Annotated in this window: 27 protein-coding genes; all 27 read right to left on the bottom strand. The window is 68.3% G+C overall.

Annotated features, from left to right (window positions below; all coding sequences use genetic code 11):
- Positions 1 to 12 precede the first annotated feature (12 nt).
- Positions 13 to 1,248: a beta-ketoacyl-ACP synthase gene (locus ACXJLH_RS24020; RefSeq protein WP_457446752.1), complete on the bottom strand. Its 1,236-nt coding sequence runs from the start codon at positions 1,246 to 1,248 to the stop codon at positions 13 to 15.
- The gene (locus ACXJLH_RS24015; RefSeq protein ID WP_457446750.1) at positions 1,245 to 1,979 is read right to left on the bottom strand and encodes a 3-ketoacyl-ACP reductase FabG2; all 735 of its coding nucleotides are present in this window, start codon (positions 1,977 to 1,979) and stop codon (positions 1,245 to 1,247) included. The genes ACXJLH_RS24020 and ACXJLH_RS24015 overlap by 4 nt, the downstream gene beginning before the upstream one ends.
- Positions 1,976 to 2,440 (bottom strand): ApeP family dehydratase, encoded by a 465-nt coding sequence (locus ACXJLH_RS24010; RefSeq protein WP_457446748.1) that lies wholly within the window; start codon positions 2,438 to 2,440, stop codon positions 1,976 to 1,978. Before ACXJLH_RS24010 ends, ACXJLH_RS24015 begins: the two co-directional genes overlap by 4 nt.
- The gene (locus ACXJLH_RS24005; protein ID WP_457446746.1) at positions 2,430 to 3,602 is read right to left on the bottom strand and encodes a beta-ketoacyl-ACP synthase; all 1,173 of its coding nucleotides are present in this window, start codon (positions 3,600 to 3,602) and stop codon (positions 2,430 to 2,432) included. Before ACXJLH_RS24005 ends, ACXJLH_RS24010 begins: the two co-directional genes overlap by 11 nt.
- The gene (locus tag ACXJLH_RS24000; RefSeq protein WP_457446744.1) at positions 3,602 to 4,156 is read right to left on the bottom strand and encodes a DUF3261 domain-containing protein; all 555 of its coding nucleotides are present in this window, start codon (positions 4,154 to 4,156) and stop codon (positions 3,602 to 3,604) included. Before ACXJLH_RS24000 ends, ACXJLH_RS24005 begins: the two co-directional genes overlap by 1 nt.
- Entirely contained in the window at positions 4,144 to 5,376 is a 1,233-nt protein-coding gene (locus ACXJLH_RS23995; RefSeq protein WP_457446742.1) for an NAD(P)/FAD-dependent oxidoreductase, read from the bottom strand. The genes ACXJLH_RS24000 and ACXJLH_RS23995 overlap by 13 nt, the downstream gene beginning before the upstream one ends.
- Positions 5,357 to 7,654, bottom strand: a complete 2,298-nt coding sequence (locus ACXJLH_RS23990) for an MMPL family transporter (protein ID WP_457446741.1) — start codon at positions 7,652 to 7,654, stop codon at positions 5,357 to 5,359. The genes ACXJLH_RS23995 and ACXJLH_RS23990 overlap by 20 nt, the downstream gene beginning before the upstream one ends.
- Positions 7,647 to 8,234: a LolA family protein gene (locus tag ACXJLH_RS23985; protein ID WP_457446740.1), complete on the bottom strand. Its 588-nt coding sequence runs from the start codon at positions 8,232 to 8,234 to the stop codon at positions 7,647 to 7,649. The genes ACXJLH_RS23990 and ACXJLH_RS23985 overlap by 8 nt, the downstream gene beginning before the upstream one ends.
- On the bottom strand, positions 8,231 to 8,662 hold the full coding sequence (locus ACXJLH_RS23980; RefSeq protein ID WP_457446738.1) for an acyl-CoA thioesterase: 432 nt from the start codon (positions 8,660 to 8,662) through the stop codon (positions 8,231 to 8,233). The genes ACXJLH_RS23985 and ACXJLH_RS23980 overlap by 4 nt, the downstream gene beginning before the upstream one ends.
- Complete coding sequence (locus ACXJLH_RS23975; protein WP_457446736.1) at positions 8,649 to 10,187, bottom strand: HAL/PAL/TAL family ammonia-lyase; 1,539 nt, start codon at positions 10,185 to 10,187, stop codon at positions 8,649 to 8,651. Before ACXJLH_RS23975 ends, ACXJLH_RS23980 begins: the two co-directional genes overlap by 14 nt.
- The gene (locus ACXJLH_RS23970) at positions 10,174 to 11,115 is read right to left on the bottom strand and encodes an LpxL/LpxP family acyltransferase (protein ID WP_457446734.1); all 942 of its coding nucleotides are present in this window, start codon (positions 11,113 to 11,115) and stop codon (positions 10,174 to 10,176) included. The genes ACXJLH_RS23975 and ACXJLH_RS23970 overlap by 14 nt, the downstream gene beginning before the upstream one ends.
- Positions 11,112 to 11,849 carry a glycosyltransferase family 2 protein gene (locus ACXJLH_RS23965; RefSeq protein ID WP_457446732.1) on the bottom strand — a complete coding sequence of 246 codons (738 nt, stop codon included), beginning with the start codon at positions 11,847 to 11,849 and terminating at the stop codon, positions 11,112 to 11,114. The genes ACXJLH_RS23970 and ACXJLH_RS23965 overlap by 4 nt, the downstream gene beginning before the upstream one ends.
- Positions 11,846 to 13,537, bottom strand: a complete 1,692-nt coding sequence (locus ACXJLH_RS23960) for an AMP-binding protein (protein WP_457446730.1) — start codon at positions 13,535 to 13,537, stop codon at positions 11,846 to 11,848. Before ACXJLH_RS23960 ends, ACXJLH_RS23965 begins: the two co-directional genes overlap by 4 nt.
- Positions 13,527 to 14,069 carry a COG4648 family protein gene (locus ACXJLH_RS23955; RefSeq protein WP_157282223.1) on the bottom strand — a complete coding sequence of 181 codons (543 nt, stop codon included), beginning with the start codon at positions 14,067 to 14,069 and terminating at the stop codon, positions 13,527 to 13,529. Before ACXJLH_RS23955 ends, ACXJLH_RS23960 begins: the two co-directional genes overlap by 11 nt.
- A gap of 19 nt (positions 14,070 to 14,088) precedes the next feature.
- A complete protein-coding gene (locus tag ACXJLH_RS23950) occupies positions 14,089 to 14,382 on the bottom strand; it encodes an acyl carrier protein (protein WP_056205534.1) in 294 nt (97 codons plus the stop codon).
- Between the two features lie 20 nt (positions 14,383 to 14,402).
- On the bottom strand, positions 14,403 to 14,666 hold the full coding sequence (locus ACXJLH_RS23945; protein ID WP_056205536.1) for a phosphopantetheine-binding protein: 264 nt from the start codon (positions 14,664 to 14,666) through the stop codon (positions 14,403 to 14,405).
- Positions 14,644 to 15,462: a lysophospholipid acyltransferase family protein gene (locus tag ACXJLH_RS23940; RefSeq protein ID WP_457446728.1), complete on the bottom strand. Its 819-nt coding sequence runs from the start codon at positions 15,460 to 15,462 to the stop codon at positions 14,644 to 14,646. Before ACXJLH_RS23940 ends, ACXJLH_RS23945 begins: the two co-directional genes overlap by 23 nt.
- Positions 15,446 to 16,246 (bottom strand): beta-ketoacyl synthase chain length factor, encoded by an 801-nt coding sequence (locus tag ACXJLH_RS23935; RefSeq protein WP_457446726.1) that lies wholly within the window; start codon positions 16,244 to 16,246, stop codon positions 15,446 to 15,448. The genes ACXJLH_RS23940 and ACXJLH_RS23935 overlap by 17 nt, the downstream gene beginning before the upstream one ends.
- 63 nt (positions 16,247 to 16,309) lie before the next feature.
- The gene (locus tag ACXJLH_RS23930; RefSeq protein ID WP_056205540.1) at positions 16,310 to 16,726 is read right to left on the bottom strand and encodes a F0F1 ATP synthase subunit epsilon; all 417 of its coding nucleotides are present in this window, start codon (positions 16,724 to 16,726) and stop codon (positions 16,310 to 16,312) included.
- A gap of 71 nt (positions 16,727 to 16,797) precedes the next feature.
- Positions 16,798 to 18,213 (bottom strand): F0F1 ATP synthase subunit beta, encoded by a 1,416-nt coding sequence (atpD, locus tag ACXJLH_RS23925; RefSeq protein ID WP_056205542.1) that lies wholly within the window; start codon positions 18,211 to 18,213, stop codon positions 16,798 to 16,800.
- A gap of 41 nt (positions 18,214 to 18,254) precedes the next feature.
- Positions 18,255 to 19,127 carry a F0F1 ATP synthase subunit gamma gene (atpG, locus tag ACXJLH_RS23920; protein WP_056205545.1) on the bottom strand — a complete coding sequence of 291 codons (873 nt, stop codon included), beginning with the start codon at positions 19,125 to 19,127 and terminating at the stop codon, positions 18,255 to 18,257.
- 57 nt (positions 19,128 to 19,184) lie between these two features.
- The gene (gene atpA, locus ACXJLH_RS23915) at positions 19,185 to 20,738 is read right to left on the bottom strand and encodes a F0F1 ATP synthase subunit alpha (RefSeq protein WP_457446724.1); all 1,554 of its coding nucleotides are present in this window, start codon (positions 20,736 to 20,738) and stop codon (positions 19,185 to 19,187) included.
- 94 nt (positions 20,739 to 20,832) lie between these two features.
- Positions 20,833 to 21,366 carry a F0F1 ATP synthase subunit delta gene (locus ACXJLH_RS23910; RefSeq protein WP_457446722.1) on the bottom strand — a complete coding sequence of 178 codons (534 nt, stop codon included), beginning with the start codon at positions 21,364 to 21,366 and terminating at the stop codon, positions 20,833 to 20,835.
- Positions 21,367 to 21,837 carry a F0F1 ATP synthase subunit B gene (locus ACXJLH_RS23905; RefSeq protein WP_457446720.1) on the bottom strand — a complete coding sequence of 157 codons (471 nt, stop codon included), beginning with the start codon at positions 21,835 to 21,837 and terminating at the stop codon, positions 21,367 to 21,369.
- A 74-nt stretch (positions 21,838 to 21,911) separates the two neighbouring features.
- On the bottom strand, positions 21,912 to 22,187 hold the full coding sequence (gene atpE / locus ACXJLH_RS23900) for a F0F1 ATP synthase subunit C (RefSeq protein ID WP_056205553.1): 276 nt from the start codon (positions 22,185 to 22,187) through the stop codon (positions 21,912 to 21,914).
- Between the two features lie 70 nt (positions 22,188 to 22,257).
- On the bottom strand, positions 22,258 to 23,112 hold the full coding sequence (gene atpB / locus ACXJLH_RS23895) for a F0F1 ATP synthase subunit A (protein ID WP_056205556.1): 855 nt from the start codon (positions 23,110 to 23,112) through the stop codon (positions 22,258 to 22,260).
- A gap of 16 nt (positions 23,113 to 23,128) precedes the next feature.
- Positions 23,129 to 23,626, bottom strand: a complete 498-nt coding sequence (locus ACXJLH_RS23890; RefSeq protein WP_056205558.1) for an ATP synthase subunit I — start codon at positions 23,624 to 23,626, stop codon at positions 23,129 to 23,131.
- Positions 23,627 to 23,634 lie beyond the last annotated feature (8 nt).

Below are 23,634 nucleotides of genomic sequence, written 5' to 3'. Positions count from 1 at the left end.
GGGTTGTCGAAATCAAAGGCGGCGCAGGATCAACGAAGTGTTGATGCCGCCGAAGGCGAAATTGTTCGTCATCGCGAACTCGGTCTGCAGCACGCGGCCGCCGCTGAGCACGTAGTCGAGGTCGCCGCAGCGCGGGTCGACGCGCTTGAGGTTGATGGTGGGCGCGAACCAGTCGGCGTTCATCATCTCCAGCGTCATCCAGGCCTCCAGTGCACCGCAGGCGCCCAGGGTGTGGCCCATATAGCTCTTCAGCGACGAGATCGCCACACCGGTGCCAAAGATGCTTTGCGTGCCCTGGCTCTCGGCCACGTCGCCCTGGTCGGTGCTGGTGCCATGGGCGTTGACGTAGGGGATGGCAGTGGCGGGCAGGCCGGCATCTTCCAGCGCCAGGCGCATGGCCTGGGCCATGGTGGAGGACTGCGGCTGCGTGACGTGGGTGCCATCGCAGTTGGTGCCGTAGCCGACGATCTCGCCCAGCATCGTGGCGCCGCGCGCCTTGGCGTGCTCGTACTCCTCCAGCACGAAGGTGCAGGCGCCCTCGCCCAACACCAGGCCGTCGCGCTCGGCATCGAAGGGACGCGGCGTCAGGCGCGGCTGGTCGTTGTACCTGGTGCTGGTGGCAAACAGCGTGTCGAACACCGCCGCCTGCGTCGGGTCCAGCTCCTCGGCGCCGCCGGCCAGCATGGCGACCTGGCGGCCGCTCTGGATGGCCTCGTAGGCATAGCCCAGGCCCTGGCTGCCCGAGGTGCAGGCGCTGCTCGTCGTGATGATGCGGCCGGTGATGCCGAAGAACACCGCGATGTTGACGGTCGCGGTGTGCGACATCATCTTCACGTAGGTGTTGGCGTTGATGCCCTCGATGCTCTTGACCGTCATCATGCGGCCGAAGTCGCCGATGGCGCTGGGTGTGCCGCTGGAGCTGCCGAAGCTCACGCCCATGCGGCCGCTGGTCAGCAGCGGGTCGCCGATGAGGCCGGCCTGCTCCAGTGCCAGCTCGGCCGAGCGCGTGGCCATCTGCGCCACGCGGCCCATGCTGCGCATGGTCTTGCGGTTGTAGCGGTCGGCCGGCAGCTCGAAGGGTGCGCAGGGCACCCCGACCTGCGTGTTCAGGCCCTCGTAGGCGGCCCAGTCGGCCATGCGCTGGACCTTGTTGGTCTCGGCGCGCAGGCTGTCCATGACGGTTTCTGCGTCATGCCCCAGCGGCGACAACGCGCCGATGCCGGTGATGACGACTCTCTTGTTGCTCACCCGACCATCCCCCCATTCACGGAAATCACTTGACGCGTGATGTAGGCCGCGTCCTCGCTCATCAAGAAGGCCACCAGGGCCGCCACCTCCTCGGGCTGGCCGACGCGCTGCGCCGGGATCAACTTCAGCGCGTGCTCCAGCACTTCGGCGTCGATCATGTCCGTCTCGATGAGGCCCGGTGCCACGCAGTTGACCGTGATCTTGCGGCTGGCCAGCTCGACGGCCAGCGCCTTGCTAGCGCCGATGATGCCGGCCTTGGCGGCACTGTAGTTGACCTGCCCGCGGTTGCCCATCAGGCCCGAGACCGAGGCCAGCGTGACGATGCGGCCGGGCTTGCGGCGGCGCACCAGCGGCATGGTCAGCGGCTGCAGCACGTTGTAGAAGGCGTCGAGGTTGGTGTGGATGACGGCGTCCCAGTCCTCACCGGTCAACGCCGGGAAGGCGCCGTCGCGGGCAATGCCGGCATTGCAGACGACGCCGTAGTAGCAGCCATGGGCCTCGACATCGGCCTCCAGCGCGGCGGCGGTGGCAGCGCGGTCGGCCACGTCGAAGGCGAGCACACGGGCGTTGCGGCCGAGTTCGCGGGCGGCCTGGGCGACGGCCTCTGCTTCGTCGCGGCGGCTGCGGCAATGGATGACGACGTCGTAGCCGTCGCGCGCCAGCCGCAGCGCGATGGCGCGGCCGATGCCACGGCTGGAGCCGGTCACCAGCACGGTGTGGGGGTTGCTCATGGGGTCTGTCCGTTCAGGAAGGCCTCGGGGTCGTCGGGCCCGAAGACATTGAGGCTGGCACGCGCCACCTCGGCGCCATCGATGCTGATGACGCACTCAAACTGGCCCAGGCCGTTGTCGGCCTGGAAGAGGCGTTGCACCTGCACGCGCAGCACATCGCCGACGACGAAGGCCGCGCGGCTGCACTGGTAGCGACGGGTGCCGAGCAGGAAGCCGATGCGGGCGGCCCCGCCCTCATCGGCCTTGATGTGACGTTGATAGCCGGCCCATGCAGCGGCCGCCTGGGCCATGTATTCGACGCCGGCCGATGCGCTGAGTTGGCCACCCTGCACCAGCAGATGGTCGGCGCGCACGGTGGCCTCGGCCAGCAGCGACTCGGCATCGGCCTCGATGACGCGATCGAGCCAGCTCATCGCGCCGCGGTGCGGCACCAGGTCGACGATGGCGATGTCAGTCTTCACGGGTCAACACCAGGGCGGCGTTGCTGCCGCCAAACGCAAAGGAATTGGACAACACGGCGCGCGGCGCGGCAGCCAGGCGCTCGCCCGGTTTCACGAGGCGGATGGCGGGCAGCGCGGCATCGCGCTCGCCGTCGAAATGGTGAGCCGGCAGGGCACCATCGCCGAGCAACGTCAACCAGCCAATGGCGGCCTCCAGCGCGCCGGCGGCGCCCAGCGTGTGGCCGGTCAGCGGCTTGGTGGAGCTGCAGGGGGCGTTCAGGCCGAAGACGCGCGCCACGGCCTCGCTCTCCATCGCGTCGTTATGCGGCGTGGCCGTGCCATGCAGGTTGAGGTAGCCGATGTCGGCGGGCGCCAGGCCCGCCATGTCCAGCGCTGCGCGCATCGCGGCCTCGGCGCCGCGCCCGCTGGGCTCGGGCGCGGAGATGTGGTGGGCGTCGCTGGTTTCGCCCCAGCCGGCCAGGCGCACGGCGGGGCCGGCGCCTTTTTCGCGCGTCATCAGGAAGAGCGCGCCGGCCTCGCCGATGTTGATGCCGCAGCGCTGCGCGCTCATGGGGTTGCAGCGCACGTCGCTGACGGCTTCGAGCGAGGCAAAGCCGGCGACGGTGAAGTCGCACAGGCTGTCGGCACCGCCGCAGACGACGGCATCCGCCATGCCGGCCTGCAGCAGCCGCGCCGCACTGGCCAGGGCCTTGCTGCTGGACGAGCAGGCCGTGGAGATGACATAGGCCGGGCCCAAGGTGCCGAGCTCTTCGGCCAGCAGCGCAGCGCCGGAGCCGATCTCCTGCTGGCGCACGTCGTGCCAGACCGGCAGTTCGCCGTGCTCGCGGTGGTGGCCCCAGGCGGCTTCGCTCTCGCCGACGCCGGAGGTGCTGGTGCCGAGCACGATGGCCACGCGCAGCGGGCCGAAGCGTTCGATGGAAGCATCCACCGCGGCGCGGATGGGTTGCAGCGCCGTCAGCAGCAACGCGTTGTTGCGGCTGCGTTGCGCGTTGGCGTCGGGCAGGGGCAGGGGCTGGCGCACACGGCCCAGGTGCAGGGTGCGGCCGCGCCAGGCCTCGGGCTCGACGCCACTGGGCGTGGTGGCCCACAGCGACTCAGCCAGCGTGTCGGCGTCATGGCCGGCGGCGCAGACGACGCCGAGGGCGTTCAGGTAGAAGTTCATCAGCCGCCCTCCAAAGAGCGGGATTCAATGCGCAGTTGATAGTGCTCGGCGCGATTGTCGATCTCGACGCGCGCGCGGCCGTCCAGGTAGCGCACGGTCAGGCGCGTCTCGCCGGACTGGCGCAGCGTGCGCTCGTTGCCTGACTCATCCACGGTCCAACTCGCGGGCAGCGCGGCCTGCAATGCAGGCAGCGGCGCGAAGACCAGGGCGATGTCACGCAGCACGCGCGCCGGATCGACGGCGGCGGGCAGCATGGGATGGCGCTGCACCTTCAGCTCGTGGCCGTCCCAGTTCAGCGTCAACACGCGCTGACCGAAAGCGAGGCCGGCGAGTTGCAACTGCTGCGCGTCGACCTGCAGCAGCGTGTCGAGTTGGCGCTCGGTGACGGCGCCGTTGGGATCGTCGGGCGCGTCTGTCACCGTCAACCGCTGGGCCAGCGACAGCTCGGCACCGAAGGCGGCCGGCGCCAGTTGCAGCGGCGGCAGCGCGGCCGGTGGCGGCAGCGTCTGGCAGGCTGACAGCAGCAGCGCCGTGAGCAGGATCAGGGGGCGCACAACTGCTCCAGCGTGCGCATGCGCTCGGGATGTGCGACGTAGGGGTTGGTCAGGTCCCAGGCGTAGCCGGCCAAGATCGACGAGATCATGCGGCGGATGTCGGGGTTCTGATCCTGGTGGAAGATGACGTCCTGGAAGCCGCCGCGGTACCAGCTCTCCACAAAGGCGCGGAAGGCGTCCACGCCGGCACGCAGCGGCTTGGCGTAGTCCTTCTCCCAGTCAACCGCTTCGCCGGCGCGTTCGCGCAGCAGCGCCGTCACGGCCAGGTCGGCGGACTTCACGGCGATGGTCACGCCGCTGGAGAACACCGGGTCCAGGAACTCGCCCGCATTGCCCAGCAGCGCAAAGCCCGGGCCCCACAGCGACTTCACATTGGCGGCATAGCCCTGCAGCTTGTTGGCCGGCGTGTCCCAGACGGCGTCCTTCAGCAACGTGGCCAGCGTGGGCGTCTCGGCGACGACGGCCTTCAGTCGCTCCGTCGCGTCCTCGGGGAAGCGGTCGAAGTACTCGGCCCGCGCGACGACGCCCAGCGAGCAGCGGCCGTTGCTGAAGGGGATGGTCCAGAACCACACGTCCACGTCGTCCGGATGCACGGTAACGAGGATCTTGGTGCGGTCGAACGTCGGGTCGCTGATGCGGTCCTGCACATGCGTGAAGGTGGCGGCGCGTACGGGGAAGCTTGAGGGCGTCTCCAGGTCCAGCAGGCGCGGCAGCGTGCGGCCGAAGCCGCTGGCGTCCAGCAGATGGCCGGCTTCGACGGTGTAGGCCGCGCCACCGTCCAGCGGCTGCACGTCGAGCTGCGGGCGTTGACCTGCCGCGACGCGCACGGCCGTCACCTCGTGGCGGTAGCGCACATCGGCGCCGGCCTTGGCGGCGCCGTTGGCCAGCACCTGGTCGAAGTGGGCGCGCTGCACCTGGTAGGTCGTGCCCCAACCGGGCGTGAACTTGTCGCGGAAGTCGAAGGCGGTGCGCTTGAGGCCGCGGCAGAAGGCCGCACCGTTCTTGAACTGGAAGCCGGCCTCGACAACGTCCTGCAGCAGCCCGGCCTTCTCGATATAGGCCATGGACTGCGGCAGCAGGCTTTCGCCGATGGAAAAGCGCGGGAAGGTCTGGCGTTCCAGCACGGTCACCGCCAGCCCCTGGCGGCGCAGCAGGGCCGCAGCGACGGCGCCTGCAGGGCCTGCGCCGATGATGCAGACGTCAGTCGTTTCGAGGGTCATGGTCGTTGACGAAGAAAGGGGTGAGGAACCAGGCCAGGGCAATTCCCAGGCCCAGGGTCAGGCCGAAGGCCCGCAAGGCCGGCGTGCCGGACAGGGCCAGCAACCCGAAGGACAGCCAGGTGCTGGCGGCCGCGAGTGTGATGGAGACGAAGCCGCGCAGGTCGCGCCGACTGGGCTGGGCGAGCAGGAAGATGCCGTAGTCCACCCCCACGCCGAGCAGCAGCAGCAGGGCCAGCACGTGGAAGAGCTGCCAGGGCTGGCCGAGCAAGGCGGTGGCGGCCAGCGCCAGGCTGCCGGCCAGCAACGTCGGCACCAGAGCGCGCCACCAGGCAGCGCCCAGGCGCCAGGCCAGCAAGGCTGCGACGGCGCCCACCGCAATCGCCAGCACGCCGAGCATGCGGATGCGCTGACGGGCGAGCAGCTCGGAGACATCGGCCACTTTGTCGACCCAGCGCACCGTCGTGCCGTCGGCCAGGGCGGCAAGCTGCGGCAAGGATGCCCGCGACACGCCACGCAGCATCACGACGCTGTGCCAGCGGCCGTCGGTATCGCGGCCCAGCCACTGATGGCGCGCGGCCTCGCTGACGGGCGCCGCGCGCCAGGCCTCCACCGTCAGCACCGGCGCCGCGACGGCGTCTCGCTGCGGCAGGGCCTGGCCCAGTTGCTCGGCGACCAGCAGCGACACCTCGGCCCAGCGGCGCTGCACCAGGGCCGCATCGGCGGCCTGACGCGCGGGCGACGGCACCCAATCGGAAACGGCCTGCCAGCCGCCGATGCCGGGCATGCCGGCGAGCTTGGCCTTCAAGGCTTCCTCGCGTTCGAGCAGGACTTCCTCGCTGCCCGCGCTGAGCAGGTAGAACTGCGCCGGGCTGGGCAGGTCCAGCCGCCGGCCGATGTCGATCTGCTCCTGCATCAGCGCGGGCGGCGTGTTCTGCAGCAGGCGGATGTCGTCGTTGGCCTGGCCGCGCCAGGCGGCAGCCGCCAACAGAGCGGCGATGACGACGCCGCCGATCAGGCCGCTGCGCCAGGTCAGCTGCGGCCAGCGCTGCCAGGCGCGGCCCAACGCGCGCGTCAGCGGCCGCACGGGCACGGAGCCGGCGTCCAGATGCGGGAACCACAGCCAGGTGCTGACGAAGGCCGCCGTGAGGCCGGCGGCCGAGAACAGCGCGACCTGCTGCAGGCCCGGGAAAGGCGTCGTCGCCAACAGGGCATAGCCGGCCAGCGTCGTGCTGAGGGCCAGCACCATGGTCGGCAGCTGCTCACGCATCAAGGTGAAGCGCTGCGCCGGCGGCTGGGCGATGCGGCTGCTGTAGTGGCTGCTGGCGTAGTTCTCCGCCACGCCGACGAGGCTGGCGCCGAACACCAGCGTGATGAGGTGCAGCTCGCCAAAGACGGCCAGCGTCGCCGTCACGGCTACCAGCAGGCCGCTGCCCACCGACAGCAGCACCAGCAGGCGCGGCCGGATGCGGGCGAAGGCAAACCAGCTCAGCGCGAACACGCCGACGAGCGAGCCCACGCCGATGAGATGCATTTCGCGCTGGGCCTGCGCGGCCGCGGCATGCGCGTGCAGGGGCACGCCGGCCGCGAGCACCTGGGCCTCGGGTACGGCGGCACGGGCATGGGCGAGGGCTTGGGCGATGCGCTCGTTGTCGCTCAGCGCGAAGGCGCTGGCGCCGCTGTCGATCAACGCCAGCATCCAGTCGCCCTGGGCATCGGCCAGGCGCAGCCGGCCATCGAGGGCGCGCACCTTGCTGCCCTGGGCACGCTCGGCGAGCCATGCCCCGAGGGTGTTGAAGGGATCGTCGATCCAGCGGCCCACGCGCGGCAGGCCCATGGGCTGCATCAGGCTGGTCAACGCTTGTTGCGCCAGCGCTTCCGAAGGGGCGGTCTGCAGGGACTGGCGCTGGGCGTCGGTCAGCAGCGCGCCGCGTTGCGGGGCGAAGAAGCTCAGCCAGTCGGCCTGCTGGGCGTCGGAGACGCGGTGGCGCAGCTTGATGCCGGGCGCCTCCGCTTGCAGCTTGGCGATGAAGCGATCCATCGCCGCTTCGCTGCCCTTGGGCGCGCGCAGCATGACGATGACGCGGCCCTCCCCTGCCTTGGCCAGGGCGGTCATCGCCTGCTCGACCTCGGGCCGGCGCTCGTCCTTGGGCAGCATGGCCAGCACATCGGTGTTGATGCGCACACGGCCCTTGTACGCAGCCAGGGCCAGGCCCGCGGCCATCAGCAGCAGCGCGAGCGCCCAGGCCCAGGGCGCCAAGCGGCTGGGCCGGTCAGCCAAGCTGCTTGGCCTCGTCGGCGCTGGGGGCGGCGGGCTCGTGCGTCTGCTCGTCGAAGCGCAACGTCGTCGTGTCGCCCTGGGCCTCGGTCATGACGATGCGACGCAGCTGGCGGTCGCCCTCCAGCTCGATGCGGGCGAAGAGCTGGGCCAGGGCTGCGGCCTTGGGTTTCAGCGCGGCGCGCCAGGCCTTGTCGCCTTGCAGGCTGGCCTGCACCTCGAAGGCCTGCTGCAGCGCGCCAAGGTCGCCGTCCAGCAGCGACAGCATCAGCTGGGTCACGACGCGGATGCCGGGCTCCTTGCTGGCATCCAGCTGCAGGCCGCCACCACCGGCGATGCGGTCGCGCGTCAGCACCAGCTGGCTGGCGAACGGCGCCGTCGTGCGCCAGATCAGGCCCTTGCCGCGCACCAACAGGTAGTCACCCTGGCTCTTCAGCGGCTTGGCGAAGCCGGCAAGCTGCTTGTCCTGCTGGAAGCCACCGCGCTGCACCGGCGTGCTGACGAGGCGCTGCTGAACCTGCGCGATGGTGTCGGCCAGCGCGGGCAACGGGCATGCGGCAAGAAGGAAGAGACGGCGCTTCATGGCAGCGGAATGCCCAGACGTTCAAACAGGATGGGCGGGCTGGCGAACTGCATTTCCTTGTTGCGCATGTCCACGGCCACCATCAGCGTGTGGGCCCGGGTCAGGCGCGCGTTGGTAGCGATGTCGCGCACCGTGTAGTCGATGCGCAGGCGGTGCTCCCACTCGGTGATGCAGGCGCGCACGCCCAGGCGCATGCCGTATTCGGCCGGGCGCACGTATTTCAGCTGCAGATGGATGATGGGCCACGAGTAGCCGCTGGCGCGCATCTGCGGATAGTCGTAGTTGAAGCGCTGCAGCAGCGCGCAGCGCGCCTGCTCCAGGTACTGCACATAGCGGCCGTGCCAGACGATCTCCATCGGGTCGAGATCGTGGAAGGCCGGCGTGATCTCGATCTCGTGGGCCAGGCGCGGGTCTTCACGCAGGCGCATGCAGGGCTCCGTGGGGCAAACGGATCTCGCGCAGCAACATCTGCAGCTCGACATCCAACGCGCGGTCTTCGTCGATCAGCGGCAGGCGTGCACAGAGCTCTTCGTACCAGGCCGACAGCGACGGGCTCAGCTGCAGGCCGCCCAGGCGCTGGCGCAGGCCCAGGCCCTGGCGGGCGCTGATGAGCAGGCCGGCGACGACCTGCTCGCTCAGGTCCAGCACGCGCAGCGCGTCACGGGCGGCGATGCTGCCCATGCTGACCTTGTCCTGGTTGTGGCACTCGGTGCTGCGGCTGAAGACCGAGGCAGGCATGGTCTGCTTGAGGGCTTCGGCGGTCCAGGCGGAGACGCTGATCTGCAGCGCCTTCAGGCCATGGTTGATGGCGGCGCGCTCGCCCAGCGCTCCGCTCAGGTTGGACGGCAGGCCGTGGTTGAAGCGCGTATCCACCAGCAGGGCAAGCTGGCGGTCCAGCAGGTCGGCGACGTTGGCGACCGCCGTCTTCAGCGTGTCCATGGCCATGGCGATGTGGCCGCCGTAGAAATGGCCGCCGTGCAGCACGCGCTCTTCCACCGCGTCGACCAGCGGGTTGTCGTTGGCGCTGTTCAGCTCGTTCTCGATGAGCTGGCGCAGCCAGGGCAGCGCGTCTTCCAGCACGCCGATGACGTGGGGCGCGCAGCGCAGCGAGTAGCGGTCCTGCAGGCGCTGCTCGTTGCGCGAGGGCCTGTCGCTGGCGAGGTCGGTGCGCAGCCGCGCGGCGACGCGCTGCTGGCCGGCATGCGGCTTGACCGCAAACAGGCGCTCGTCGAAGTGGTGGGCGTTGCCCGCGCTGGCGACGACATTGGCCGCCGTGATGCGCGTGGCCAAGCGCGACAGCCGTTCGGCACGCTGGAAGGCCAGGCAGGCCAGCGCCGTCATGACGGCCGTGCCGTTCATGATGGCCAGGCCTTCCTTGGGGCGCAGCGTGTGCGGCTTGAGGCCGACGGCCGCAAGGGCCTCGGCCGCCGGCATCTGCCGGCCCTGGAACCACACCTCGCGCTCGCCGCACAGCACGGCGGCGACATAGCTCAGCGGCGTCAGGTCACCGCTCGCGCCGACCGAACCTTCGCTGGGGATCAAGGGCAGGATGTCGTGCTCGATCAGGGCGGCCAACTGTTGCAGCAAGGCGTAGCTCACGCCCGACACGCCCTGCGCCAGCGACTGCAGCCGCACGGCCAGCACGGCGCGCACCTGCTCGGGCGCCAGCATGGGGCCTGCGCCGATGCCGTGGTAGGTGTAGAGGTGGCGCGGCAGCTCGGCCACCAGGGCCGGCGGGATGCTGACGGTGCAGGAGTCGCCGTAGCCGGTGGTGACACCGTAGACGACGCCGTCCTCGGCCAGCAGGCGGGCGATGAACTCGGCACCAGCGTCGATGTGGCGCACGAAATCAGGCGCGGTGCTCAGACGCGCGCGGGCCTCGCGGCGGGAGATGGCGGCGATGTCGTCCAGGCTCAGCGGGCGGCCATCGAAAACAATCTCAGGCAACGGCATGCGGGCTGTCCCAGAAAGCGTAGAAGTTGAACCAGTCATAGGGCGATTCGCGCAGGCGGCGCTGCAGAATCCGTGCGTAGCTCTGGGCGTATTGGGCCAGAGCCTCGCGGCGCCCCGCTCGCGGCAGGCTGACGTGCTCGGTCAGTACCTCGAAGCGGATCTCATAGCCGGCGCCGCGGTGCAGGCAGGTCAGCAGCACCAGCGGGCAGTGCAGCACGCCGGCCAGCACATAAGCGCCCACCGGCAGCGGCGCCGGCGCGCCGAGGAAATCGACGCTGACGGTCTGGGCGGATTGGATGGGCACGCGGTCGCCAGCAATGGCGATCCAGCCGCCGGCGTCCACCAGCTCCTTGAGCTGCATGGCCATGGCCGGCCCGAAGTCGGTAACCTCCAGCAGGTTGACGGCGGAGCTCGGGTCCAGGCGCTTGAGGATGCGGTTGAAGGCCTGGGCGTGGCGGGTGTGCACCAGTACCGTCAGCTTCAGGTCCTGCTTGGTCCGGCCCACCATGCGGCACAGCTCCAGGCAGCCCATGTGCGCGGTGATGAAGATGCCGCCCTGGCCCCGGGCCACCATGGCGTCGACAAGGGAAAAGTCCTGCTCGCGCACGCACTCGGCCGGGTAGCGGCCGGCCATGGCCAGCAGCTTGTCGAGCATGGTCTCGGCAAAGCAGGCGACGTGGCGCAAGCCCTCGCGCCAGTCGGGTTCGCGCTGGAACACGCCCGGCTCGGCGCGGTGCAGATGGCGCAGGTAGTCCAGCGATGAGCGGCGCAGCGCCGGGCGCGTCAGCCAATGCAACACCACCACGGGAAACATGGCCCAGCGAACCAGGCGCCGGCCGAAGAGCTTGTGCACGCCGTACAGCAGCCAGATACCGCTGACGAAGGTCGTTTCACCCAACGACGCCCAGTGCTGAGCGCGCACTGTCATGGATTGCTCCGCAGCTTGCGCGCCAGCAGCAACGGCGCGCGCCACAGCATGCCGAAGAAGAGCCGCGTGTGCATGGCCGAGATCAGCACGTTGTCGCGCCAGACGCGGAAGTGCGAGATGCCGCCGACCGGATAGTGCACGCGCGTGGGCTGGTTGATGACGGGCACGCCGGCCCACACGAGGCGCACGGCGATCTCGGTGTCGAAGTCCATGCGCCGGCCCATGGACGCGTGCGCCAGCTGCGGCAGCGTGGTGGCCAGCGGGTAGATGCGAAAGCCGCACATGGAGTCGCGCACCGAGAAGCTCAGCGTGTTGATCCAGACCCAGATGTGGGTGGCATAGCGCCCGTACAGCCGCGCGCGCGGCACGGACGCGTCGTAGATGGGGCAGCCGCAGATCAGCGCCTCAGGGTGCGCCTGGGCGGCGGCCACGAAGCGCGAGGCATCGAAGGCGTCATGCTGGCCGTCGGCATCGATCTGCAGGCCATGGGTGTAGCCCTGCTCGACCGCCAGGCGCATGCCGGCGATGACGGCCACGCCCTTGCCCTGGTTGTGCGGCAGGCGCAGCAGCTGGATGCCGTCCTGCCGCGTCAAGGCGTCGAGCTGCGCTGCCGTGGCGGCTGCGCTGCCATCGTCCACCAGCAGCACCGGCAGGCCCTGCTCGCGCAGCTTGGCCGCAACGCCACCGACCGTACCGCCATGGTTGTAAACAGGAATGACGGCGCAAACCTTCACACGCCGGCTCCGAAGCGCAGCTTGCCGCTGGCGTGCGCGCCGCGCTCGCTGGTCAGCGCGAAACGCAGCTCGCTGCCGTCGGCATTGATGGTCAGCTCGAGGTCCACGGTGCCGCCGGGGCGGATGACCTGCTGGAACTTGAGCTGGTCCAGCCCGGCAAAGGCCGGCTGCAGTGCGAACAGCTCGCGTGCAAAGCGCTCTGCCCAATCCAGCTGCACGACGCCCGGCAGCACAGGCTGGCCCTCAAAGTGCCCTTCGAAGCCGGGATGGCGGGCCTCGATGTCGACGCGCAGCCGCACCGTCAGCGCCTCACGCATCAGCACCCGGGCGGGCGGGCGCATGGGGTCGAACAAGGCCTGCAATGCGGCCTGAGTGGTCTTGCCCTGGGTGTTGGCGGGGAATTCGCTGACGAGGCGCCAGCGGCGCGGGCGCACGGTGGACTCCAGCTGGGCGGCCAGGCGTTCGCGCAGCGGCGCGAGCCATGCAGCGCGGCCGGCCTGGTCGATGGCGCCCCAGGCCTCGGGCGTGGGCACCAACACGACGCCCAGCTCCTGGCGCGAGCCCGGCAGCAGCAGCGCGCGGGCTTCCTGCACCTGGCCGCTGGCCAGCAGGGCCTGCTCGACGGCGGCCAGCGACACGCGCTTTTCTTCCACCTTGACGATGCGGTCCGCGCGGCCCAACAGCACGAAGCCGGGGCCTTCCGCGCGGGCATGGTCGGCGGCCGTGTACCAGTCATCGCCACCGATATGGGCCGAGCGCAGCTGCAGCTGGCCGTCGCTCAATTGCCATTCGACGCCGGGCAGCGCGCGCCAGGGCTCGGCATCGCCCGCGCCGGGCGGGCGCTGGCGCCAGGCCACACCGCCGGTCTCGCTGCTGCCGTAGACCTCGATGGGCGTCTGACCCAGGCGCTCGGCGCAGGGGGCCAGCGCATCGGCTGGCAGCGGGCCGCCGGAGCTGAACACCGCCGCCAGGCGCTCGGGCAGGTCGCCGGTGACGGCGAGCTGCAGGCGCTTCAGGTGGGCGGGGCTGGCGATCAGCGCGATGCGGCCGGGCACGGCATGCAGGTCTTCCAGATAGGCCACGCGGTTCGCTGCCGTGGGGCGGCCGGCGGCCAGTGGCCACAGCACGCGGAACAGCAGGCCGTAGATGTGCTGGTGGCTGACGGTGGCGTGAACCGTGGCGCCGTCCAGGCGCGCACCGAACTCGGCTTCCAGCGCGCGCACCTCGTCGAACAACTGGTGCAGCTGCTTGGGGATGGCGCTGGGCTCGCCGCTGCTGCCGGAAGTGAAAACGACGAGCTGGGGGGCCTGCGGGTCCAGCGACTGCCAATCCGGCACGGGCGCATCGGCCACGGCAGCAGTGGCATCGCTGCGGCCAGGCCAGTCGCCGGCAAACGCCCCCACCTGCTCGGACAGACGCTGCGCCGTGGCCGGCAGCGCGTCACCGGGCCACCAGACGGTCTTGCGGGCATGCCAGGCGCCGAACAGCGCGGCGGTGGCGTGCAGGGTGTCTTCGAAATGCAGTGCGACGTCGCCCGTCGCCAGCGCCTGGAAATGCGCGAACCAGCCAGCGGCCTGGGCCAGGAACTCGGCCGACATGACAGCCCGGCCGGAACGCCAACCCACGGGCTGAGCGGCCCGCGCCGGGCTCAGGGCACCGGCAAGGCCGAGGCGCAGTTCACGCCACATGCTTGCCGGCTCGTACGCGGCGGCGCACCAGCCACTCGCCGCCCATCAGGGTGCCCATCAGCCCGTAAGTGATGAAGCCGTTGTACAGCGCCCAGGTCTGCTCGCTGGCCCACAGGGCCGTCGCCAGGCTGATGCTGCCGTTGACGATGAAGAAGCCGCACCAGACGATGGTGACGCGGCGCGTGTAGGCCACCCCGTGGGCGTCCAGCTCGGGGTCGTGCAGGCGCGCCAGGCGCTCGACGACGGTCTGGCCCTTGAACAGGCTGGCGCCGAAGAGCACCAGCATGGCCAGGTTCATCGCCACCGGGTAGATCTTCAGCGGCAACAGCTGGTTGGACCAGGCCGTCAACGCGGCCAGCACCAGGCCGGCCAGCGCGATCGCGAGGGCCTGCTGGCTGCGCGAGGCGAGGTAGCGCGCCAGTGCCAGCGCCAGCAGCAGCAACGCCAGTACCCGAGGCTCGGCATGTGCGAGGCCCAGGTAGACGAGAACGGGATAGAGGGCGGTCAGCGCCACCCAGAGGATGTTGCGCACGCTGGGGCGAGAAACGGGATCAGGCGGCGCGCGGCAGCGCGGCCTCGTCTTCACCGGTGGTTTCCTCGGCCTGCTGCAGCAGCGCGGTCAGGGCGTTGACGACGTCCTGCAGCGTGCGCACCGATTTGAAGGCCTCGGGCTGCAGGCGCTTGCCCACCAGGGGCTTGAGCTTGACGATGAGGTCCACCGCGTCGATGGAGTCGATGTCCAGGTCGTCGTACAGCCGGGCTTCCGGGCGGATGCGCTCGGGCTCGATGTCGAAGGTCTCGACCAGGATGGCCGACAGGCGCGTGTAGATGTCGTGTTCGGTCATGGTGTGAACTCCCTGGCGATTCAGCCCTTGCGGCTCGTGGCCACGAAAGCTGCCAAAGCCCGGATGGAGCGGAAATGGCGGCGGGTTTCCTCCGAATCGGCCGACATGGTGACGCCATAGCGCTTTTGCAGCGCCAGGCCCAGCTCGAGCGCGTCGATGGAATCCAGGCCGAGGCCTTCGACGAAGAGCGGCTGCTCGGCGTCGATGTCGTCTGCGCTCATGTCCTCGAGATTCAAGGCGTCGATGAGCAAGGTCTTGATTTCAAGTTCCAGGCTCTGTTCCATCGCCTTTTCCCCCAGAAAAATAGTCCCGCAAGTATCCCGTGAGCCGTCTTGCAGCGAGCGGGAATTCTCCGTGAGCACCCTCTAGAAAGGGTGTCACGGCGATGTCCTCGCCCACATCCAGACTCAGGTGTAACGGCCGGTCGTGGGTTTTCCACCACGGCCAGCCTTTGCTCAATCCCAGCGGCTCGCAGCGAATGCGCACTGGCGTGATGGCCACGCCCGTGCGCAGGGCCAATTGGGCCGCACCGCGCTGCAACTGCAAAGCATGCCCGGGCCTGCTTCGGGTGCCTTCGGGAAAAATTACCAGATTGCTGCCCGCCTGGAGGCTGGCGTTGAAACCTTCCAACACCTCGCTGCCACGGTCGTTACGCAAATAGTTGCAGGCCCGCACCGGCCCCCAGGTGAAGGGGTTGTCGCCCAGCCCGGCACGCACGACGCAATCGGCGTTGGGCGTGCGCCCGATCAGCGCCACCACGTCGATCAGCGTCGGGTGGTTGGCCAGCACCAGCAGGCCACGCCGCTGCAAGCGCTCGACGCCCGTCCAGCGCACGCGCACCAGACCGAGCAGCGTCATCAGGCCGATAAAGCCGCGAAAGCTGGCCCCCACCAGCGCACGTGACCAGCGGATGCGGCGCACCGGGTCCCACACCAGCAGGTTGATCAGCGGGAAGGCGAGCACGCCCATCAGCAGGCCGCCAATACCGAAGCAGGCGAAGCTCAGACCCGTGGCCGGCACGCGCCAGGCGCGGGACCAGGCCCGGGACCAGTCGGGCAGCAGGCTATCGAGCGACGACATGGCGCCACTGCCAGTCCGCGGCGCCGTCCACCTGGCGCAGCTCGGCGGCGGGGTCGAGCAGCCACTGCAGCAGCTGCAGATTGGGCGACAGCGTGCTGGGCGACGCATTCGCCAGCGCGGCCTGGCGCGTCAGTTGCACGGCCGGCTCGCCGGCGCGCGCCACACGCAGACGCAGCGCAAAGGCATGCGGCGGGGCGATCAGGGCGTCCAGCCCGGTATGGGCATACAGCACCGGCAGCGGCGCGTCGAACACCGTCAGCAGCACGGCGGGCGCGCCGGCGGCCAGCAGCGCATGGGCTTCGACCCAGCCGGCGGCAGCGCTGACCTCGCCCGCGGCCACCGCGCTGACATTGGCGGTGATGCCGCGCTGGATGGAGTACTGGGCGCCGATGGCGTTGTGCACCGAGTGGCTGAAGGCGGTCGGTGACAGCGCCTCGCCCTGAGCCAGGTCCTGCAGCATGGCGACCGAACGCGCCAATTCTCCCCAGCGCGACGCGAACACCAGGGGCATGGTCGCCAGCGCCGCCGCGTCGACGCCCTGCTGGGCCCAATAGGCCACCTGCAGGGCAGCGCGCCCCAGCGGGTCGATGCGCCGCCGCGCCATCGCCGGCACTTCCGGCAGCGGTGGCGCGGCCGGTGCGTCGGCGGTAACCGGTTGCGGCTGACGCAGCCAGGCCCGCCAGTCGTCCTGGGATGCCAGACCCGGCGCCCACGCCGCCCACTGCTCGACGTGCAGGGCCAGGCCGTCCTGGGCGGCAACGGGGGCAGCGGTGGGCGTGGTCATGGGCGGGTCTGAAAGTAGAAAACCCGCCAAGAGGCGGGCTTGCGGTTGAGCCAGGGAATGCCCTTAGCTTTTCGCGCGGAACTTGCGCAGCGCCGCGACCTGGGCCGCCAGCGTGAGCAGCTCGTTCTGGATCGCGGCCTGGTCGAGTTCGCTCTTGGCGTTCTTCAGCGCTTCCTCGGCTTGCTTCTTGGCCTCGATGGCCTTGGCTTCGTCGAGGTCCTTGCCGCGGATGGCGGTGTCGGCCAGCACGGTCACGCGGTTCGGCTGCACTTCGAGAATGCCGCCGGCGACGAAGACGAACTCTTCGGTGCCGTCCGGGCGCTCGATGCGCACGGCGCCCGGCTTGATGCGGGTGATCAGCGGCGTGTGCTTCGGCAGGATGCCGAGCTCGCCACTCTCGCCCGGCAGGGCGACGAACTTGGCCTCGCCCGAGAAGATCAGCTCTTCGGCGGAGACCACGTCGACGTGGAGGGTTGCCATGTTCAATCTTCCTTAGCTAACCATTGAAGAAGTCCTGCGGGAGACGGGACGCCGAGACGCCCCCGTCAACCTCACTGGATCTTCTTGGCCTTCTCGAAAGCTTCGTCGATGGTTCCCACCATGTAGAAAGCTTGCTCCGGCAGGTGGTCGCACTCGCCGGCCACGATCATCTTGAAGCCGCGGATGGTTTCCTTCAGCGGCACGTACTTGCCGGGCGAGCCGGTGAAGACTTCGGCGACGTGGAAAGGCTGCGACAGGAAGCGCTGGATCTTGCGGGCGCGGGCGACCGACAGCTTGTCTTCCGGCGACAGTTCGTCCATGCCCAGGATGGCGATGATGTCGCGCAGTTCCTTGTAGCGCTGCAGCACCTGCTGCACCGCACGGGTCGTCGTGTAGTGCTCTTCGCCGACGACGTTGGGGTCGATCTGGCGGCTGGTCGAGTCCAGCGGGTCCACGGCGGGGTAGATGCCCAGCGAAGCGATGTCACGCGACAGCACGACGGTGGCGTCCAAGTGGGCGAAGGTCGTGGCGGGGGACGGGTCGGTCAAGTCATCCGCAGGGACGTAGACGGCCTGGATGGAGGTGATCGAGCCGACCTTGGTCGACGTGATGCGCTCTTGCAGGCGGCCCATTTCCTCGGCCAGCGTCGGCTGGTAGCCCACGGCGGAAGGCATGCGACCCAGCAGTGCGGACACTTCCGTGCCGGCCAGCGTGTAGCGGTAGATGTTGTCCACGAAGAACAGCACGTCCTTGCCTTCGTCGCGGAACGACTCGGCGATGGTCAGGCCGGTCAGTGCCACGCGCAGACGGTTGCCCGGGGGCTCGTTCATCTGGCCGTAGACCATGGCGACCTTGGAGTCTTCCAGCTTGTCCTGGACCACGACGCCGGAGTCCGACATCTCGTGATAGAAGTCGTTGCCCTCACGGGTGCGCTCACCCACGCCAGCGAACACGGACAGACCGCTGTGCGCCTTGGCGATGTTGTTGATGAGCTCCATCATGTTGACGGTCTTGCCGACGCCGGCGCCACCGAACAGGCCCACCTTGCCGCCCTTGGCGAACGGGCAGATCAGGTCGATCACCTTGATGCCGGTTTCCAGCAGGTCCTGCGACGGGCTCAGCTCGTCGTAGGCGGGTGCTGCGCGGTGGATGGAGGCGGTCAGCTCGGAAGAGACCGGGCCACGTTCGTCGATGGGGTTGCCCAGCACGTCCATGATGCGGCCGAGGGTTGCCTTGCCGACCGGCACCTTGATGGTGTCGCCGGTGTTGAAGACTTCGGTGCCGCGGCGCAGGCCGTCGGACGAACCCAGCGCAATGGTGCGGACGACGCCGTCGCCCAGCTGCTGCTGGACTTCCAGCGTCAGTGCCGAGCCTTCCATCTTCAGCGCGTCGTACACCTTGGGCATGCGGTCGCGCGGGAATTCCACGTCGACGACGGCGCCAATGCACTGAACGATCTTGCCGACTGCTGCTTGAGTGTTAGCCATTTTTGCGTTCCTTCAATTCAATTCTTTGCGTGCCGGGTGACTCAACCGACCGCGGCTGCGCCGCTGACGATCTCGGACAACTCTTTGGTGATCGCGGCCTGACGGGTCTTGTTGTAGACCAGCTTCAGCTCACCGATCAGCGTGCCGGCGTTGTCGGTCGCGGCCTTCATGGCCACCATGCGGGCGGACTGCTCGCTGGCCATGTTTTCGGCAACGGCCTGGAAGACCAGGGCTTCCGTGTAGCGCACCAGCAGTTCGTTGATGACGGTGGCGGCGTCCGGCTCGTAGATGTAGTCCCACGAGTGGCCGGCCTTGTCCGTCACCATGTCGTCGGCCTTCAACGGCAGCAGCTGGTGCACCTTCACCTCTTGCTTCATCGTGTTGATGAACTGCGTGTAGCAGAGGTAGACGGCGGACAGCTTGCCTTCGGCGTACTGGTCGAGCAGCACCTTGACCGGGCCGATGAGGGCCTCAATGTGGGGCTGGTCGCCGAGCTGCGTCGCGTGGGCAACGACCTTGGCGCCGATGCGGTTCATGAAGCCCAGGCCCTTGCCGCCGATGGCGACGACCTCGGCCTTCTGGCCCGCGGTTTCCAGTTCCTTGAGCTTGGCCGTGGCCGCGCGCAGCAGGTTGGTATTGAGACCACCGCACAGGCCCTTGTCCGTCGTGACGACGACCATGCCGACCGCCTTCACGCCCTCGTTCTTGACGAGGAAGGGATGGCGGTACTCGGGATTGGCCTTGGCGAGGCTGGCCGCGATGTTGCCGATCTTCTCGGCGTAGGGGCGAGCCGACCGCATCCGTTCCTGCGCCTTGCGCATCTTGGAGGCGGCGACCATTTCCATCGCCTTGGTGATCTTCTTGGTGTTCTCGACCGACTTGATCTTGCCGCGGATTTCTTTGCTTGAAGCCATTCGAACTCCTAGTCAGTGCAGGGCTAAGTCGAAGCTCAGCCCCACGTGTTCCGTGGCTTAAGCGAAGGACTTCTTGAAAGCCGTGATGGCGGCGTTCAGTTCAGCTTCGGCATCCTTGTCCATCGCCTTGTCGGCTTCCAGCTTGGCAAGCAGGGCGGCGTGGCTGGTCTTCAGGTGCTGGTGCAGGCCGTGTTCGAAGGCCAGGACCTTCTTCACTTCGATGCTGTCCATGAAGCCCTTGTTGGCGGCGTACAGCGAGGCGGCCATCAGCGAGATGGACAGCGGCGAGTACTGGGCCTGCTTCAGCAGTTCCGTCACGCGGGCACCGCGGTCCAGCTGCTTGCGGGTGGCTTCGTCCAGGTCGGAAGCGAACTGCGCGAACGCGGCCAGCTCACGGTACTGCGCCAGGTCGGTACGGATACCGCCGGACAGCGACTTGATCAGCTTGGTCTGGGCAGCACCGCCGACGCGCGACACCGAGATACCGGCGTTGATGGCGGGGCGGATACCGGCGTTGAACAGGCTGGTTTCCAGGAAGATCTGGCCGTCGGTGATCGAGATCACGTTGGTCGGCACGAAGGCGGACACGTCGCCGGCTTGCGTTTCGATGATCGGCAGTGCCGTCAGCGAACCGGTCTTGCCCTTGACTTCACCCTTGGTGAAGGCTTCGACGTAGTCGGCGTTCACGCGAGCGGCGCGCTCCAGCAGGCGGCTGTGCAGATAGAACACGTCGCCGGGGTAGGCCTCGCGGCCCGGCGGGCGGCGCAGCAGCAGCGAAACCTGGCGGTAGGCGACGGCCTGCTTGGACAGGTCGTCGTAAATGATCAGCGCGTCCTGGCCGCGGTCGCGGAAGTACTCGCCCATCGTGCAGCCCGAGTAGGCCGACACGTACTGCATCGCGGCGGACTCGGAAGCCGAGGCGGCAACCACGATGGTGTATTCCATCGCGCCGGCTTGCTCCAGCGAGCGCACCACGTTCTTGATCGACGACGCCTTCTGGCCGATGGCGACGTAGACGCAGGTCATGTTCTGACCCTTCTGGTTGATGATCGCGTCGATGGCGACGGCGGTCTTGCCCGTCTGACGGTCACCAATGATCAGTTCGCGCTGGCCGCGGCCGACCGGAACCATGGAGTCGATCGACTTCAGGCCGGTCTGCACGGGCTGGTCCACGCTCTTACGCGCGATCACGCCCGGGGCGACCTTCTCGATGACGTCGGTCATCTTGGCGTTGATCGGGCCCTTGCCGTCGATCGGCTCGCCCAGCGCGTTGACGACGCGGCCGATCAGCTCGGGGCCGACCGGCACTTCCAGGATGCGGCCCGTGCACTTGACAGTGTCGCCTTCCGAGATGTGCTCGTAGGCACCCAGAATCACGGCGCCGACGGAGTCGCGCTCGAGGTTCAGCGCGAGGCCGAAGGTCTGGCTGCCGTCCTTGGCGACCGGGAATTCGAGCATTTCGCCCTGCATCACGTCGGACAGGCCGTGGACGCGGACGATGCCGTCGGAAACGGACACGACGGTGCCCTGGTTGCGGATGTCCGTGCTGCCACCAAGACCCTCGATGCGGCTCTTGATCAGTTCGGAAATTTCAGCGGGATTCAGTTGCATGCTAGGTCTCCCAGGTGGCCGTTCCTTCGCCGGATCAAGGGCGGGGGTCAGACGCGGGGTAAATCGGAATGTCTTGCGGGTGTCCAGCTGCGGATCAGGCAGTCAGCGCAACTTTCATGCGCTCAAGGCGGGCCTTGACGGAGGTGTCCAGCACCTCGTCGCCGACGACGACGCGAACGCCGCCAATCAGGCCGGGCTCCAGCTGCACATGGGCTTCGAGCTTGCGGCCGAAGCGCTTCTCCAGCGACGCCTTGAGTTCGGCGAGCTGAGCGTCGCTGATCTCGTAGGCGCTGAAGATCTGCGCGTCGGACACGCCCGAAGCGGCGTTGGCCAGCACGTGGTACTGGGCCACGATCTCGGGCAGTGCAGCCAGGCGGCCGTTCTCGACGATGGCGCGCAGGAAGTTCTGCACACCGGCGGCGAGGTCTTGCTTGGCCGCGGCGGCGATGACCGCAACGACCTGCTCAGCCTGGGCCTTGGGGTGATCGGCGAACTGGCGCAGATCGGCGTCCTGCGCCACCTGGGCCAGCGCGTCGAGCTGCTTGCCCCAGGCGACCAGGTCCTGCGACTTGGCAACCTGGAACAGGGCTTCCGCGTAGGGGCGGGCGATGGTGGCGATCTCGGCCATTTACAGCTCCGTCTTCAGGCGAGCCAGCAGCTCGGCGTGAACGCCGGCGTTGACTTCCTTCTGCAGGATCTGCTCGGCGCCCTTGACGGCCAGCGAAGCAACTTGCTCGCGCAGGACTTCGCGAGCGCGGGAGACCTGCTGCTCGGCGTCGGCCTTGGCGGCGGCCAGGATCTTGGCGCCTTCTTCTTCGGCGCGGCCCTTGGCGGCGTCGACGATGGCAGCGGCGCGCTTCTCGGCGTCCGAGATCAGCTTGCCGGATTCAGCCTTGGTCTGAGCCAGTTCCTTGGCGATCTGCGCTTCGGCGCCGGCCAGTTCGGCCTTGGCCTTGTCGGCAGCGGACAGGCCAGCGGCGATCTTCGCGGCACGCTCGTCGAGCGCCTTGATGATCGGCGGCCACACATACTTCATCGTGAACCCGACCAGGATCAGGAACACGATCATCTGAACGATGAGCGATGCGTTAATAAACACCTTGGTGCCTCACAAAGTTTCGAGTGCGGAAACCGCCGGGGCAACCTTGGCCACGGCGGGTCGACAGCATCGAATTACTTGGCGCCAGCAGCCAGCGCAGTAGCGATCTGGCCCAGGAACGGGTTGGCGGTGGCGAACCACAGGGCGATACCCGTGCCGATGATGAAGGCCGCGTCGATCAGGCCGGCCAGCAGGAACATCTTGGTCTGCAGTTCGTTCATCAGCTCAGGCTGACGAGCGGCGGACTCAAGGTACTTGCTGCCCATGATGCCGATGCCGATACAAGCACCGAAGGCGCCCAGACCAATGATCAGACCAGCGGCGAGGGCAACAAAGCTAATGACTTCCACGATGACTCCTTGAGGGGAAAAAAGAGAGAAAGGGTTGAGGGAAAACTGCTTGGGGAAAACTGGCGGACGCTCAGTGCGCGTCGTGGGCCTGGCCGATGTAGACCAGCGTCAGCATCATGAACACGAAGGCCTGCAACGTGATGATCAGGATGTGGAAGATCGCCCACACCGAGCCCGCGATGATGTGGCCGATGGCCAGGCCGATGCCGGTGGCCGACAGGCTCCAGGCGCCGCCCATCAGGGCGATCAGCATGAAGATCAGTTCGCCGGCATACATGTTGCCGAACAGTCGCATGCCGTGGGAGACCGTCTTGGCGACGAACTCGATCAGCTGCATGGCCAGGTTGACTGGGTACAGATAGACCTTGTCGCCGAACGGTGCCGCAACGAGCTCGTGAGCCCAGCCGCCGGCGCCCTTCATCTTGACGTTGTAGATGAGGCAGGTGATCAGCACGCCAAGGGACAGGCCCATGGTCATGGACAGGTCCGCAGTCGGCACGACGCGCAGGTAAGCGTGGTGGTCACCGGTGAGGTTCTGCCAGATCCAGGGGAACAGATCCACCGGGAACAAGTCCATCGCATTCATCAGGAAGATCCAGACGAACACGGTCAGGGCCAGCGGCGCGACGAGCTTGCGGCTGTTGGCGTTGTGGACGATGCCCTTGGCCTGATCGGCAACGATCTCGACGAGGATTTCGACGGCGGCTTGAAAACGGCCCGGGACGCCCGAAGTAGCAGCCTTCGCGGCGCGCCACAGCAAGAAGCTGCCCACCAGACCCAGCAGCACGCTGAAGAAGATGGAGTCGAGGTTGACGACGGAGAAGTCGACGATGCCTTGCTGCTTGCCACTCTGCGCGTGGTTCAAGTGGTGAATGATGTATTCACCAGCGCTCGGGGCTGCTGTTTCGTGGCCTTCTGCTGCCATGTTTCGTTCTGCCTCGTCAGGTCAATCTGCGGCCACGCCACGCGAGCGCCAGCCAGTTCACTTTGATGCACACCGCGAGGGTGACCAGCAGGGCTGGCCAGCTCAGGCCCGGCACCACCTTTGGCGCCAGCACCAGCATCGCGATCGATGCACCGATTTTCAAAAATTCCCAACCCATGAACCCGGCAGCCGCACCGACCGCTGAATCCACGCGCTTTGTCATGCCCCGCGCCAGCAGCATGTTTGGCAGCACCACCGCCGCGACGCCATAGAGCGCCGAAACCATGGCCACGCCGGACGCCGTCCACAGCCGGATCACGGCCACGCACAGCAAGCCTGCCACCAGCTGCATCCCCAGCACACGCCAGGGCGACAACATCGGCAACGCCGACTTCAGCGCTGCCGCCTGCTCAGGGCTCAGGGCCTTGACGGGCAGCTCCTCTTTGTCGTCGTCCCAGCCGCCGGCCGTCGAAACGGCGGGGGGCCAGGTCTTTCGGGGGCCGTTCTCGGTCATGGCGCCAG

It is taken from the genome of Roseateles sp. P5_E4 (assembly GCF_054049255.1).
This window is presented reverse-complemented; position numbering and strand designations above follow the sequence as displayed.

Coding starts and splice junctions, on each gene's coding strand:
- ACXJLH_RS23995 (WP_457446742.1), bottom strand. CDS start 5,376: ATGACCCTCGAAACGACTGACGTCTGCATCATCGGCGCAGGCCCTGCA.
- ACXJLH_RS23970 (WP_457446734.1), bottom strand. CDS start 11,115: ATGACAGTGCGCGCTCAGCACTGGGCGTCGTTGGGTGAAACGACCTTC.
- ACXJLH_RS23930 (WP_056205540.1), bottom strand. CDS start 16,726: ATGGCAACCCTCCACGTCGACGTGGTCTCCGCCGAAGAGCTGATCTTC.
- ACXJLH_RS23975 (WP_457446736.1), bottom strand. CDS start 10,187: ATGCCGTTGCCTGAGATTGTTTTCGATGGCCGCCCGCTGAGCCTGGAC.
- ACXJLH_RS23960 (WP_457446730.1), bottom strand. CDS start 13,537: ATGTGGCGTGAACTGCGCCTCGGCCTTGCCGGTGCCCTGAGCCCGGCG.
- ACXJLH_RS23935 (WP_457446726.1), bottom strand. CDS start 16,246: ATGACCACGCCCACCGCTGCCCCCGTTGCCGCCCAGGACGGCCTGGCC.
- ACXJLH_RS23980 (WP_457446738.1), bottom strand. CDS start 8,662: ATGCGCCTGCGTGAAGACCCGCGCCTGGCCCACGAGATCGAGATCACG.
- atpB (WP_056205556.1), bottom strand. CDS start 23,112: ATGGCAGCAGAAGGCCACGAAACAGCAGCCCCGAGCGCTGGTGAATAC.
- atpD (WP_056205542.1), bottom strand. CDS start 18,213: ATGGCTAACACTCAAGCAGCAGTCGGCAAGATCGTTCAGTGCATTGGC.
- atpG (WP_056205545.1), bottom strand. CDS start 19,127: ATGGCTTCAAGCAAAGAAATCCGCGGCAAGATCAAGTCGGTCGAGAAC.
- ACXJLH_RS23945 (WP_056205536.1), bottom strand. CDS start 14,666: ATGGAACAGAGCCTGGAACTTGAAATCAAGACCTTGCTCATCGACGCC.
- ACXJLH_RS23910 (WP_457446722.1), bottom strand. CDS start 21,366: ATGGCCGAGATCGCCACCATCGCCCGCCCCTACGCGGAAGCCCTGTTC.
- ACXJLH_RS23940 (WP_457446728.1), bottom strand. CDS start 15,462: ATGTCGTCGCTCGATAGCCTGCTGCCCGACTGGTCCCGGGCCTGGTCC.
- ACXJLH_RS23890 (WP_056205558.1), bottom strand. CDS start 23,626: ATGACCGAGAACGGCCCCCGAAAGACCTGGCCCCCCGCCGTTTCGACG.
- ACXJLH_RS24005 (WP_457446746.1), bottom strand. CDS start 3,602: ATGAACTTCTACCTGAACGCCCTCGGCGTCGTCTGCGCCGCCGGCCAT.
- ACXJLH_RS23950 (WP_056205534.1), bottom strand. CDS start 14,382: ATGACCGAACACGACATCTACACGCGCCTGTCGGCCATCCTGGTCGAG.
- ACXJLH_RS24015 (WP_457446750.1), bottom strand. CDS start 1,979: ATGAGCAACCCCCACACCGTGCTGGTGACCGGCTCCAGCCGTGGCATC.
- ACXJLH_RS23985 (WP_457446740.1), bottom strand. CDS start 8,234: ATGAAGCGCCGTCTCTTCCTTCTTGCCGCATGCCCGTTGCCCGCGCTG.
- atpA (WP_457446724.1), bottom strand. CDS start 20,738: ATGCAACTGAATCCCGCTGAAATTTCCGAACTGATCAAGAGCCGCATC.